This window comes from Myroides sp. TSA_177.3, from assembly GCF_052691955.1.
Genome location: NZ_JBQZGD010000036.1, coordinates 1 through 15164, shown reverse-complemented (window position 1 = coordinate 15164; position 15164 = coordinate 1). Strand labels below are relative to the sequence as shown.

At 32.1% G+C, this 15164-nt stretch carries 8 protein-coding genes; all 8 read left to right on the top strand.

Going from position 1 to position 15164, the window contains the following annotated elements; all coding sequences use genetic code 11:
• Positions 1–2967, top strand: a 2967-nt coding sequence (locus tag ACUTSE_RS17580; RefSeq protein WP_445641193.1) for a hypothetical protein, incomplete at its 5' end; no start/stop codon positions are given.
• A 20-nt stretch (positions 2968–2987) separates the two neighbouring features.
• Positions 2988–5390, top strand: a complete 2403-nt coding sequence (locus ACUTSE_RS17575) for a hypothetical protein (protein WP_445641192.1) — start codon at positions 2988–2990, stop codon at positions 5388–5390.
• Between the two features lie 105 nt (positions 5391–5495).
• Positions 5496–6800 carry a gliding motility-associated C-terminal domain-containing protein gene (locus ACUTSE_RS17570; RefSeq protein ID WP_445641191.1) on the top strand — a complete coding sequence of 435 codons (1305 nt, stop codon included), beginning with the start codon at positions 5496–5498 and terminating at the stop codon, positions 6798–6800.
• 11 nt (positions 6801–6811) lie between these two features.
• Positions 6812–7744 carry a PorP/SprF family type IX secretion system membrane protein gene (locus tag ACUTSE_RS17565; protein WP_445641190.1) on the top strand — a complete coding sequence of 311 codons (933 nt, stop codon included), beginning with the start codon at positions 6812–6814 and terminating at the stop codon, positions 7742–7744.
• A gap of 12 nt (positions 7745–7756) precedes the next feature.
• Entirely contained in the window at positions 7757–9712 is a 1956-nt protein-coding gene (locus ACUTSE_RS17560) for an OmpA family protein (protein WP_445641189.1), read from the top strand.
• 2713 nt (positions 9713–12425) lie between these two features.
• Entirely contained in the window at positions 12426–13679 is a 1254-nt protein-coding gene (locus tag ACUTSE_RS17555; RefSeq protein WP_445641188.1) for a phage integrase SAM-like domain-containing protein, read from the top strand.
• A 149-nt stretch (positions 13680–13828) separates the two neighbouring features.
• Positions 13829–14134, top strand: coding sequence for a hypothetical protein (locus tag ACUTSE_RS17550; protein ID WP_286442459.1), 306 nt, complete (start codon positions 13829–13831; stop codon positions 14132–14134).
• A 502-nt stretch (positions 14135–14636) separates the two neighbouring features.
• Complete coding sequence (locus ACUTSE_RS17545) at positions 14637–15125, top strand: MarR family winged helix-turn-helix transcriptional regulator (protein WP_445641187.1); 489 nt, start codon at positions 14637–14639, stop codon at positions 15123–15125.
• Positions 15126–15164 lie beyond the last annotated feature (39 nt).

Sequence of the window (15164 nt, the reverse complement as noted above, 5' to 3'; positions counted from 1 at the left end):
TTTATTGAAAACATCATTAACGAGTTAAAAGGGAAGTATGGTAATGTAATTTACAATCCAACAACCAATACTTTTGTTTACTATGACGAGCAAGGCGTAGAACACAATATCGATTGGTCTTCATTAAATACAACAAACTTTAGTTTCACTTTAGATCAAGATCATTTAGTGGTGACTGATTCAGCTGGTGATTCAGTGAGATTGGCGGTATCAGAAATCGCAAATAACAGTACGTTTATTACGAATTTAGTTGAAAACAGAGAATTTATCACACAACTGGGTGATAACATTGAGTTTATTAATCAGATTACCAACAACAATGAGTTTATTGAAAACATCATTAACGAGTTAAAAGGGAAGTATGGTAATGTAAATTATAATGCAACAACAAATAAGTTTGTGTATTATGATGAGCAAGGCGTAGAACACGAGATCGACTGGTCTTCACTAAACACAACAAACGTTAGTTTTACGTTAGTGAATGACTTCTTAGTCGTTACCGATTCAGCTGGTGATTCAGTGAGATTGGCGGTATCAGAAATAGCAAATAATGAAACTTTTATTACTAATTTAGTTGATAACCAATCGTTCATTACTAAGTTAGGAGACAACATCGAATTCATCAATCAAATTACCAACAACAATGAGTTCATTGAGCAAATCATCAATAACTTAAAAGGTAAATATGGAAATGTAAACTATAATGCAACAACAAATAAGTTTGTGTATTATGATGAGCAAGGCGTAGAACACGAGATAGACTGGTCTTCCATAAATACAACGAACATTAGTTTTACGTTAGTGAATGACTTCTTAGTGGTTACCGATTCAGCAGGAAATGCGGTTCGCTTAGCTGTTGCAGAAATCGCAAATAACAGTACGTTCATTACTAATTTAGTTGAAAATCAAGAGTTTATTACCAAATTAGGCGATAATATTGATTTCATCAACCAGATTACCAACAACAATGAGTTTATTGAAAACATCATTAACGAGTTAAAAGGGAAATATGGTAATGTAAACTACAATCCAACAACCAATACTTTTGTTTATTATGACGAGCATGGTGTAGAACATAATATCGATTGGTCATCCTTAAATACCGTAAACTTTAGTTTCACTTTAGATCAAGATCATTTAGTGGTGACTGATTCAGCAGGAAATGCGATTCGCTTAGCTGTTGAAGAAATTGCAAAGAACAGTACATTCGTTACCAACTTAGTAGAAAACCAAGAGTTTATTACTAAGCTAGGAGACAATATTGATTTCATTAAACAAATTACGGAGAACAACGAATTCATTGAGAATATTATCGAGGAATTAAAAGGGACTTATGGTAATGTTGGATATGATACTACAAACAACAACTTCTTCTATTACGATGAAAACAAGCAACCAGTAGTAATTAGCTGGGATGTTTTAGGAAATACGAAGATTAAATCGTTTGAAATAGACGAAGTAAATGATGTGTTAGTTATTACTGATACAGAAAACACTCGTTTTACTGTTTCGATTGATGATTTAGGAAAAATCATCGCCAACAACGATGTATTTGTAACGAATTTAGTAGAGAACCAAGAGTTTGTTACTAAGCTAGGAGACAACATTGATTTCATCAATCAAATTACCAACAACAATGAGTTTATTGAAAATATCATCAATGAATTAAAAGGAACCTATGGTAATGTTGGGTATGATACTACAAATAACAACTTCTTCTATTATGATGAAAACAAGCAACCGGTAGTTATTAGCTGGGATGTTTTAGGAAATACGAAGATTAAATCCTTTGAAGTAGACGAAGTAAATGGTGTATTAGTAATTACCGATACAGAAAACACTCGTTTTACTGTTTCGATTGATGATTTAGGAAAAATCATTGCGAATAACGATGTGTTTGTAACAGAGCTAGTTAACAATCAGGAGTTTATTTCAAAACTAGGAAACAAGACAGAATTCATTGATGAGATTACAAACAACAATGAATTTATCGCAAACATTATCAATAAATTGGAAAACACGTATGGTAATGTTGGTTATGATACAGTAAACAATAGTTTCTTTTACTACGACGATCAAAACAATAAACAAACAATTGATCTAGGGGCTGCAGTGAAGATGTATGAAACTTTGACAACACTTGAAAATGTGGTAACGACGGAAACAGATGAGCACGGACAAGAGTTTGATTTATACACTTTGACGTATAAAGATGAAAAAGGAGATTCACATCCTATTGATATTAATGTATTAGTAAAAGGAAGTGAGACTTTAACTACATTGACCTATGATCCAATCGAGCATGTTTTAACTTATGTGGATGAGCAAGGAACTAAATCCCTATTTAAATTGACTGATTTAGTTGGAGATGCAGAGTCTTTAACTAAGTTAGAATTTGATCCAGCTACAAATAGTTTACTGTATACAGATGAGAATCAGATTATTCATACTCTTGAATTAGAATCAATTAATAAACATCCTTGGTATGATACCACCACACAAAAAGTGGCGACCACAAATACGGCAAATATCTATACAAAAGGATGGGTGGGAATTGGATTTACTGAACCTTCTGACGCACCAAGTGAGAAGCTTAGAGTAAATGGAAGTATCTCAGCAGTAAATAGTTATTATGCAGACTATGTGTTTGAGAATTATTTTGATGGATATTCTTCTTTAAAATACGACTATGATTTCAAGAGTTTGGATGCTGTCGAAGATTACATTAAAGAAAATCGTCATTTACCTGGTATTACACCTATTCATGAGTTGACTAAGTTAGATGGAGGATATGCTATTAATATTTCTGAGTTATCTATTCAGTTGTTAGAAAAAACAGAGGAGTTGTATCTACACATCATTGATCAAAAAAATCAGTTAGAAGAAAAAGATAAAAGAATGAAGGAAGTTGAGCAAAAAGTAGAATACTTAGAACAATTAATCTTTGATTTAATGCAAAAAAACTAACTTTTTTAAAAGAATAAATTATGTATACAAATACAAATATATATAAGGGGATGAAATCGATGATTTCGTTGCTATTGATACTATTTATAGGAGCTTTTTCCAGTATCGCCCAAACCAATATGACAAAAATAAAAGATGGAACTATTTCTGGATCAACTGCTGTTCCAAGTTTAGGAGCCATTCTTGAGTTAGAGAGTGTGAATAAAGGATTCTTGACACCTCGATTAACTACACAACAACGAGATGCAATTACAGTTAAAACAGATGGTTTATTAATTTACAATAAAACCACAGGTTGTTATAACTATTGGAGTGCTGCCCAAGATAATTGGCTAAGTATTTGTGGTACACCACCTCCTGCAGTATTTGAAATTACTGATATACAGTGTTCATCCATTACAACTCACGGTGTTTTTAAACAAGGAGCTTATTTAAATGCGAGTAACTTTTTGACTATACCTGTTACAGTTACACAAGCAGGAACATACGAAATTATTGCTACGACTGTGAATGGGTACTATTTTATGGCTAAAGGAACTTTTCCAGCATCTGGAAATTATACGTTGACTTTAGAAGGACTTGGAACGCCAAACATAGGATACTATGCAGGTGAAAATGGAGATGTATTGAAAATTACATTAAACAGCAAAGAGAGTACTTGTATTGATAAATATGTATTCGTTGAAAAAGCGGCAGTGGACTTCGTATTGAATTGTTCTAATATTGAAGTTGAAGGTAAATATTATGTTGGTAAAGAATTAGGTGCAACAAATAAACTTAAACTTGAAGTTAATGTTACGACTACTGGATATTGGAATATTTCAACCAATACAGTAAATGGTTATGCATTTACAGGATCAGGTACTTTTACGTCAGCAGGAATTCATACTGTTGAGTTATTGGGAACTGGAAAACCTACAGCTTCTGGAACGGATTTGTTCAATATTTCAGCGAATTCGAATACACCTACAAGTTGTTCTGTAATTCCTATTATTGTTGAACCTGTTAAATTCACAGTAGACTGTAATAGTGCAGTAATCAATGGGGAATTCAAACAAGATGAACCTGTAACAGCTTTGAATACTGTAACATTAACAGTAAATGTTGAAGCTACAGGAGCAACATCGATTCAAACCAATACAGTTGGAGGAGTTTATTTCTCTTCTGGTCCTCTTTCTTTTGAAGAACTTGGTCCGAAAGAAATTATTTTAACAGCTATCGGAACACCAACAGTAGCGGGTACAAACACATTTACATTGAATCAAGCTACAGGAATGGTTAGTACGTGTTCTTTTGATATTAATGTAACAAGACAACCTGTAGCTTATAGCTTAATTTGTAATTCAATTGTTGTTCGAGGGGATTATGCACCAAATATTCCAATGAATGCTTCGAATACAATTACATTAAATGCGAGTGTTGAATACATTGGAGCGTATACCATTTCTACTAATACAGTAAACGGTGTTACGTTCACAGCAAGTGGAACATTTACAAGTACAGGATTACAAGAAGTTGTTTTAAAAGGAAATGGTACACCTTTAAATGGAGGTATCCACCGATTTACAATTACAACAAACAGTAGTTCTGGCGGAAATACATGTAATACAAATATTGAGTTTGTATATCGTAGAATGAATGTATTAGGCCTTGGTGGTGGTACATACCAACCAGGTACAGCGTCTAACTCACAATCGTCAAGAGCAATTCTTCAAGCTACTTCTAACTTTGGTCCAAATGGAAAAGTAAAAACAGACGGTATAAGAATTGTAAATGGAGGTACAAATCAAGGTACAGCACTTAAAAACTTAATCAATAGTAATAAAATTGATATTATCGTAATTGGTTATAACTATATTCCAAATGCAGCTACTATTACAATCTTACAAGAATTTGTTAAGGTGAAAAAAGGAGTACTTATTCATTCACAAGAGAACACTAGTAGTTCTGTTGAGAACTTAATTAATGCAATTGCAAATTCGGCTAGTACAAGTGTATCTGGAACAGGAACTACTTATATCAACCCAATTCTCAATGTGGATGATGATATTTTAAATGGACCTTTTGGAGATATCAGAGGAAAAGCAGGGGGTAGTGACGTGAATAACTCATACTATGTGACTGGATATTCTAGTGAATTCATGAGTTTATCGCATCAACAAGGAAACCCATCTCGTTCTTGGTTTTTGAAACACAGAAACTTAGGATATGTCTATATTGGTGATAGTGGTTGGACTGCTGGAGATTCAAGCAATTCATCTACAACAATTTGGCCTTGTGTAATTACTGCTGGAGGAACTCCAATTAGCAAAAATTACAATGGAGGAGTAGCGGTTTACAATAGTATTGTGTATGCAAATACAATGACTTGGGCAATAAAATATGCACAAGAGAATACAGATGTAAACTATGACTTAAGATAGTTTTCAATACAATGAGTTTAGCTTAAGCTAAACTCATTGTCTTATCAAAAGGATTAAAATACAACTCGTGTTTTAATTGAATATTAATTTTATTCACTTAAACAGATGAAAATTAAAATAATACAAACGAGCCTATTGTTTTTAATAGGAAACGTTATATATAGCCAAGAACCTTTATCCATCGTCAATTCAGGAACATTATCCATTGCTCCGGAAAGTTTTATCTCTTTTAATGGAACCTTCGAAAATCAAGTATCTGGAGATGTCACCAATGATGGAACTGTGATGTATTATCACGATTTTATCAATGATGGAGGCTATGGTTTGACTAAGGGAAGCACCACTTCAAACACCATTTTTACAGTTGAAGGTTTGCCAACAACAGCGAAACAAATCAAAGGAAATGAGATTGCCTCATTTTACAATGTGATTTTTGATAGTCCAGTGAGTAAAGTAGCCTTTGATTTAAAGAATAATATAGATGCCTCTGGTTTGGTTGATTTTCAAAATGGAATCATTTTGGTTGATTCCACCTACAATCCAGTAACGAAGGTTTCCCACGGGATGTTTACCTTTAAAAAAGGCGGAAAAGCCCAGTCTATGGGGGATGCCTCTCATATTCAGGGGGCGGTAGAAAAGATCGGAAACGAAGTTTTTATCTATCCAATAGGCGATAGCGAGCGATATCGTCCTGCTCGTATTTCAGCTTCTAAAGCGGATGGCGATGTTTTCTTAGGTCAATACGTGTATAATGATGCTGCTTTTTTCAAGGCTCGTACCAATACGGTAGGAGTTATTAAGGCCATCAATGACCAAGAATATTGGATTATCGACAAGGGGAACAACGAGCAAAGTGATGTATTGTTGACCCTAACTTGGGATGAATCTACTACGGCCGCCAATGTATTAACCAATCCAGAGGAAGAATTGCATATTGTTCGCTGGGATGCTAAACAGCAAATTTGGGTTGATGAAGGCGGAGTTGTGGATATGTCTACCAAAGAAGTAACAACTATTGGTACGGTAAAAGGCTATGGTTTTTTCACTTTAGGAACAGTTAAAAAAGACTGGATTTTAGATGGAGATATTGTGATTTACAACCTAGTTACTCCAGATGGAGATGGGAAGAACGATTACTTTATCATTGATAACATCAAGAACTATCCCAACAACAAGGTGGAGATCTTCAACCGTTGGGGGGCTCGCGTTTATGAAACTAGAGGGTATGACCCGCATGGGGATGGAAGTACCAATGTTTTCAGGGGTTATTCCGAAGGGAAGGTTACTGTAGATAAAGGAACCAAACTCAGCAGTGGAACGTATTATTACGTGATTACGTATGAGTATACGGATTCCAATGGAAGCCGCATGATTAAAAAGGCTGCGAATTTACACCTTGAAACCAATTAACACCGGAAGCAATGAAAAGAAAAAACACAATCAAGCAGGTTTTGCTGAGCTGTTTAGGTTTGATGAGTATGTATCCAGCCTTGGCTCAACAAGATCCGCAATACACACAATACATGTATAATCCCGCAACGATCAACCCAGCTTATGCTGGAAGTGTAGATCACTTGCAACTCTTTGGATTATACCGCACCCAATGGGTGGGCTTAGAGGGAGCGCCTAAAACGGCTTACCTCTCTGGAACCACACCTTTGACCGATAACGGTTTGGGAATGGGCTTTCACTTTAAGAATGACCATTTAGGGGTGATGGACGAAAATAGCTTATCGATTGACTTAGCGTACACCGTCAATCTGAATTACCACTATAAATTGGCCTTTGGATTAAAAGCCAGTGGATCACTCTTGGATGTGAATTACGATAAATTACACATCTATGACGGAACAGATCCAATTGCGGAAAACAATATCAGCAATAAATTTTCAGGTAATATAGGCGCAGGGGTTTATTTATATTCCGATAAAGCCTATGTGGGTTTGTCGGCTCCTATGATTTTGTCTAATAGTATTTACAACGACAACGACTATAAAGTGATGAAAGAGAAAGCACACTTTTACGCGATGGGGGGCTATGTATTTGATATCAATCACGACATTCAGTTCAAACCAGCCGCTTTAGTAAAAGTGGCTACAGGATCTCCTTTGCAGGTAGATGTTACGGCAAACTTTTTGTTCTACAACAAGTTTACCTTGGGAGCAGCGTATCGTTGGGATGCCTCTGTTAGTGGATTGGCCGGATTCCAAGTGACTGATGGTCTATTTATCGGGTATACGTATGATGCGGATACTAGCAAGCTATCCAACTACCATTCGGGTTCTCATGAGATCTTTATGAAGTTTGAATTATTTAATAACAACAGAAGAAAAGTAGCTCCTCGCTTCTTCTAAAGACAAGCACATATGGTTAGAAAATATATAGTTAATGGCATCCTGCTTTGTTTGCTATTTTCAAGCATAAGTAGCTTGGGACAAAATAGAAAAGAGCGCAAAGCCGATCGCAACTTTGATACGTATGCCTATATTGATGCAATTAAGGTATATGAAACAATGGTTGAGAAAGGCGAGGCAAATGCCTCTGTTTTGAGTAAACTCGGCGATTCCTATTACTTCAATGGCAAGTTTGCAGAAGCATTTAAGTGGTATGACGAATTGTTTCAAGGTTCTTACACGGATAAGGATGTAAGTGCTTTAGACAAAGAATACTACTATCGCTATGGACAAACACTAAAAGCGATGAATTATACCGAACAGGCTGATAAAGTATTGCAAGAGTTTGCGAAGCTTCAGTCTTCGGATTCTCGTGCCCAGTTATTCATTTCTCACGAAGAATTAGTGGATCAAACCCTACCATCGTCTCGTTTTACCTTGGTTAATCTGTCTACCAATAGCGAGCACTCAGACTATGGGGCTACGCTCTTAGACAACCGCTTGATTTTTACTTCTTCTCGGGAGAGCGCAGCAATGAAAAACAAGGTTCACAGTTGGACCAATCAACATTATACCAAGTTGTATTCCACGACTATCGGCGAAGATGGGAGCTTTAGCGATCCAGTTTTATTCGCCAAGGAGATTGCTTCTAAAGAGCTAAATATGGGAACGGCTATCTTTACCAAAGATGGGAATACGATGTATTTTACCAGTAATAATGGTTCGGTACGCGGGGGCAAACGCGCCCAATACAACGAGGAAGAATCGTCTTTGTTGAAGATTTACAAATCCCGCAAACAAAGCGATGGAAGTTGGGGATCGGTAGAGGAATTGCCTTTTAACGTAGCGGATTATAATACGGCTCACCCAGCATTAACCCCAGATGAGAAATGGATGTATTTTGTTTCGGATCGCCAGGGAAGCTTAGGTCAATCGGATTTATTTCGCGTGAGTATCTATGAAACGGGGCGTTTTGGACCAATTGAACATTTGGGTCATGAGGTGAATACGGCAGGACGTGAGACTTTCCCTTTTATCTCAAGTGATTATATGTTGTATTTTTCCAGCGATGGTCATCCCGGATTTGGCGGATTGGACTTGTACAAATCCAAGATCAATCCCGATGGGAAGATGGGAGTACCAGTTAACTTAGGACCGGATATCAACAGTTCTTTTGACGATTTCAGCTTGTATATCGATGCCGCTTCGAAAAAAGGATTTGTTACTTCTAACAAAGCAGGCGGACATGGAGCAGATGATGTGTATTTGTTTGTAGAAAAACCGTGTTATCAAATCATGGACGGTGTGGTATCGGATCTCGAGTCCCATGGTGGTATCCAAGGGGTAGAAATCACGGTATACGACAAGCAGAACAAAGTTGTTGAAAAGGTGTATACCGATGAACAAGGGTACTATAGTGCTGAGAAGTTATTCTGTGGCCAGCAGTATCGCGTTCAAGTTAACAAAGAAGGGTATTTTTCTAAGGAATTTGAAATAGACACCAACCGCGATGCGCAGCAACGCGTAAACATTCAAATAGAATTGATTGAGAAAGGGGATGATTTATTCAAGAAATTGAAATTATCACCGATTCACTTTGATTTTGACTCTGCAGTGATTCGCCCAGATGCACAAATTGAATTGCAAAAGGTTGTTGACGTTATGCTTGAACATCCAAAACTGGAGATCGACGTTCGTTCGCATACCGATAGCCGCGGAAATGACGCGTATAACATGACTTTATCTGAACGTCGTGCGCAAGCTACGATCCAATGGATGATCAGCCAGGGTGTAGCGGCAAAACGTTTGACAGGTAAAGGATATGGAGAAAGTCAATTGGTGAATACATGTAGCAATGGTGTAGCATGTACCGATGAACAACACCAAGAAAACAGACGAAGTGAATTTATCATTGTGAATTTTAATTAATATTTTATAGTACAATTGTAATTAAAGCCTAAGTATTCGTTGATAATTTATGATACGCAGCTGGAGGTCTTTTTATATAGCATATATTTTTAGAATTTAAAGCTTCAAAGGGATGACAATTTATATGTCATCCCTTTTTAATAACTAACAATTAAAACAATCTATAGATTGCAATTTGTTTTATCTCCATTCTGTTTCTAGAATAGCAAATTGCATCGTATTTTCAAATTTTAGTAATCCAATATCCTTTTTTATAAAAGATATGTATCCAATAAATAATCCTCCTTATTAGATAACCAGTCGTATACAAAGATTTTGAGAACTAGGATTATCCTCCTCAATATAACAATAAACGCGTCTATTTTATTACTTAAACAGATAATCAATCAATCCCGTTGCTGCTTGCTTGGCATCATAGTCTTTTGTTTCAAGTTTGCTATTGAAATTTCACTTAATAAAATAAGTGTCTTTTTCTTGGATGGCAAAGAGATTTCCAATTAGTATTCTGTTTTCTTTAAGACATAAAGCGAATTGTGATGGATATCAACTTTTGTTATTTACTTCAATAAGTACTTGTTCTAAGCTGATTAATTTTTGACTAAGAAAACAATTAACATGTGGCTCTTGATTTGTTCATTATATCTTGTACTAAATTTTAAACAAAAAAGGAGACATTAATGATCCCCTTTTTTTTAATAGGCTACTTTTCTAATATAGGAATTGTTTAGAATTAATTAGATTGTTGTTTACTTTTATATAACTATTATTTTTTAAATACTTCATTTATGTTTTAAAATTAAAAGCTATCAATTAGATAGCTCTTAATTCTAGTAGTTTTCTTTTTTCTTTAGCACTATTTCCCGATTGCTAATTTAGCAAAATTATTTGATAAATATATTTATTATTTTTATAATAAAAAAACAATAAACCATTTTTTATGTTAAATATATTTTATATAAATAAGATTTTGATGGGGGCTTGATGTAATCACACTTTTCTATTTAATAGAAAAGAAGTAAGTTAAATATCTATTTTTGATGATATGAAAGTATTGTTTATAATATATTGGTTAAATTAATCGATATAGTCATTTTTTTATTTGTTTCATTATCAAAAAAAATATTACTTTTATTAACAAATAAAGCCACATGCAGTTTAATGCTAAACCATTGAATGATTTATTTTTTAGAATATTTTTATAAGTATTCTATTATATGTCCCCACATATTATTCTGGTTAATAGTGGCTTTATTTTTTATAACAACTTGAGCTAGTTTAAAAAGTGAGTTATTGAAAATATTCGACAATTTCTAATTATAATTTTTTTCTGTTTTACTAATAACTATATCTTATATCGTAGGTCTTATAACATAGTAAAAAACACTTTTTTTTAAGAAGATGAATTTCTTTATCTTAAACTCCTCTCTTTTAATAACAAAATTTTCTTTTATTAAACGATAGTGTAATCTTTTTGGTATACTTTTCATGACAACATAATTCTTGCCTAGTTTCTTTTCTTTTTCGAGGAGAATAAGAAATTTATTAAAATCATCGACATTTTCTGATAATTTCAAATGATTAAAAGCTGATTCTAACATTTTTATTTTGATTTAGTAAGATGAGATAAAAATATAAAATAATTCTAATAGATTAAAGTATGTAATTAATAAAATTTTAAGGTTTTGGATATATAGATATTTTTATCGATTAGTTATTTAACACACAATGATTATTTAAATTATTCAACAAACTTTTATTGATAAATTATAAAATATTTGTGTTATTACTTTATTTTTATTTTATCTCTATAGGTGAATTAATTGCTAATTTATTTATTTTTCTAGGAGGGAATGCAATGTTCAAATGAATTTGTAATAAATATTAATATATCAAATTCCTTTGTTTTTTTCTTAATATATTTGAGAATAATTTATTTTTAGATTTTCTTTATATCTGATTAATATGATTTTTTCAGTTTTAAAGAAAGGAACTGTAGTAAAGTACAGTTCCTTTTGGGCTAGATGCTGTTGTTTGAAATCTACCAGCAAGATTGATCGAAAAAATTATTGTTATTTATTTTGAATAAGATAGTCTTATATTTTTCAACTTATTTAAAATAGTAAAACCACCAGCTATTAGCATATATAAGACAATAGAATACATAGTAATTAAATCAACTGAATTTATCAGATAATAAACACTTGTCCCCACAAGTTATTCTTGTCTTGGTGGCTTTACTTTTTATATAAAAAAAACAATATTAAGTAGCATAAAGTTACATTAATTTTTTATTATAAAAATAATTATGAGTATAGAATAGCTTCATATATATACAATTAAGTTTCTGTTATTAATATCCATTTTTTTGTTCTTACAATTTTTATAATTCGTTTTAATTATTATGTTTTATCGACTCAAAACTTGATTGATATATTAAGTTGAGTGATAGTTCAAAATCTTTGTAGTCTATTTTAGACTACATTTAACATTTTTATTATTCAAGCTCAAAGGTTTTCTTAATTATTGTTTATTGAATGATTAATTATTAAGTCTGTAGGAAGTTGTTTGTTTTTTATTATAAAATATTCAAATTCACATGAATAATTTGTTTGAATTCAAAATAATATTATATTTGTAAAAGACTAATGTAGTCTAAAATAGACTATTATTGTTTTTATTTGCTCAATTATAGAAACAATAGATATTTTAGATTATGACCTTTAGATTTATACTTAAGCATAAACCAACTTATGCTAAAATCATTCTTGAACTTATTGATAATCAGAAAAGAATAACTCATTTAGATACTAATTTAGTTATTAAGGGGCACATGTGGGATGATTTAAAGGAGCGTCCTAAAAATATTTATTTAAAAAAATTCAAGAAATTAAATGTTTTTTTAGATCGAATTAGGATTACTGTGGCGAGTTATTTTAAAGAAGTTAAGGTGCGTAATAAAGCTTTATCATTATCTTCTTTGTCAAGAAGGATTAAAAAAGTTGTTACTTGTAAAAATCAGAAATATAAGCAGGGGAGTCTTTTAAATCATATTAATAATTATATTAATTCTCGACAACATATCATATCACAAATTACCTATAGAAGATATAAAGTTTTTTTTCGTTTAATAGAGCGCTTTGAGGGGCATGAGATGAGAAATTATATGATAGAAGAAGTTAATGCTGATTTTGTAAAACAATTTCTAAAGTTTGGAGAAAAAGAGTTTTATAGTAGAAGCACATTACATCGTACTATTTATTTTATTAGGACTATACTTAATTTTTTAGAAAGACGCGGTATACGAACTTTTGTATATGAGTTAGAATTGCCAAAGGAAAAAAAACAGAAAAAGAATTTTGTCATTTTATCAGAGATAGAGTTATCAAAAATAAGAGATTTGGAGGTTCCTAAAGAACTAAACTCTGCTAAGGATTGGCTTGTAATAAGTTGTTATTTAGGACAACGATTTTCTGATTTTATGAGTTTTAATATCAGCATGTTGGAAGTTATTCACAATAGACAATGTATCTCTTTTATGCAACAGAAAACGGGTAAAAATGTAATATTACCTCTTCATCCAATTGTAAGGAGTTTAATTTCTAAAAATAAAGGATTTCCTCTAAAACTATCACTCGATACCTATAATAAACAAATTAAGGAAATAGTACGATTAGCAGGTATCAAAACTCAAGTATATATAAGAAAACGTTTTGGATTTAGATCTAAGTTAGTCACAATTGATAAATGTAATGCAATTACTAGCCATATTGGCAGGAGAAGTTTTGCTTCTAATTTTTATGGTAAAATACCAACTGCATTGTTGATGGATGCAACAGGGCATGGTACAGAACAAATGTTTAACCGTTATATTTCTAATTTTGATACTGAACGAGTAAAGCTATTGAGTAATTATTTTGAGGATAACTTTAATAACAAAAATTTTAGTGATTTAATCTTAATTAAGTAAATATAACAAGATGACCATTTTTAAGAGGGAATCAAATATTTCTGCAAGTCTTGATTGGGATAATACTGATAATTGTATTATTATATAGGAAGATGGTAAATATCTATCTTCGATGCAAATAGTTATTAGTATTCCTAGATCGTTTTTACTTGGAACCATTAATCCTATTTATAGGAAGATATTATTTAGGTTTTATAAAAAGGGATCCTTTGAACAGTGAAAATTTAAATGATTTATGGGTAGGACGTGGAGTGTATAGAATGACTAAATCTGGGGCTCCTGATATACGTGAATTTACATCATATTCTATATTATTAGAATTAAAAAGAGGTGATAAAATGTATCCTATTATTTATACTATAATATTTGAGGATAATAAATTTACTCTTGAAGGTATTCAGCAAGGAACGACAGGAAGAGGGGGGAGGGGGAGTTACAAATATGACTGTTACTAAATATTAAATTTCAAAATGAATAGAAAATGATACTGTATTGAAAAAAATGTGTAAGTATGAAATTCTGCTTTGATTAAAATCGAGCGGATTTTTTTTTATTTAATGCTTTAAACCAAAACAGGAAGCCTACAATCCTCATAAAGCATTAGGAAATAAATTCCCTAAAGAATATAAGCCCAGATTTGATGAAGAATTATTTATCGAATTTAGAGGTATCCTAAAATGAGGAAGTCTAAAATAGTTCATATATTTCTATTCAAATAGAATATTTTTTATTCTATTTTTTTGTGTATTTTTACACTTATTTTTGTTCTATTGTATACAAATGTATATGAAGTTTAACTTTTTGATTTACAATAATCGAGATCTTCTAACTTAGAAAAATTAATATTGTCTCTTTGAGGTGTTTTTAATTCTAAAAAATACTTAATTAGACACCTCACTTCTAGGAGATAGTAAAGTATATTTTAGACAATAAATAATTAAGCTGACTCGTTCGTTTATGGATTATAAACTATTACAGGATGTTATAAAATTATTAGAAGAATTTAATAATTATGGCATTAAAGAAGAAAAATCACTTGATGTCTTTTTGAATTGGGCATATGATAAAAAATGTATGAAAAGTGATTCTGCAAATCTAATTAAGTATCAAGATTGGATAAACAAAAATAAAGGTCGTAGTATTGAAAGTGAAATCAATACTTTGATTGTTCACTTGTCTAAATATGCAAAAATTCATTCTAAAGAAATACTTGTAAATTCTGGTTTTACCTCACAAGAAGATTTTATTTATTTAATCACATTAAAATCTTTCGGTGAAATGAATAAAATCGATCTTATTAGAAAAAATATTCAAGAAAAACCTGCTGGAATAAAAATTATCAATAGATTAATAAAAAAAGGATTTATTAATCAGCATGACTCTTCTTTGGATAAAAGAAATAAAATTGTTTCTATAACAGATTTAGTGTATGCTTCCCCATTTTAGGACACCTCTAAATTCGATAAATAATTCTTATTATGTTCA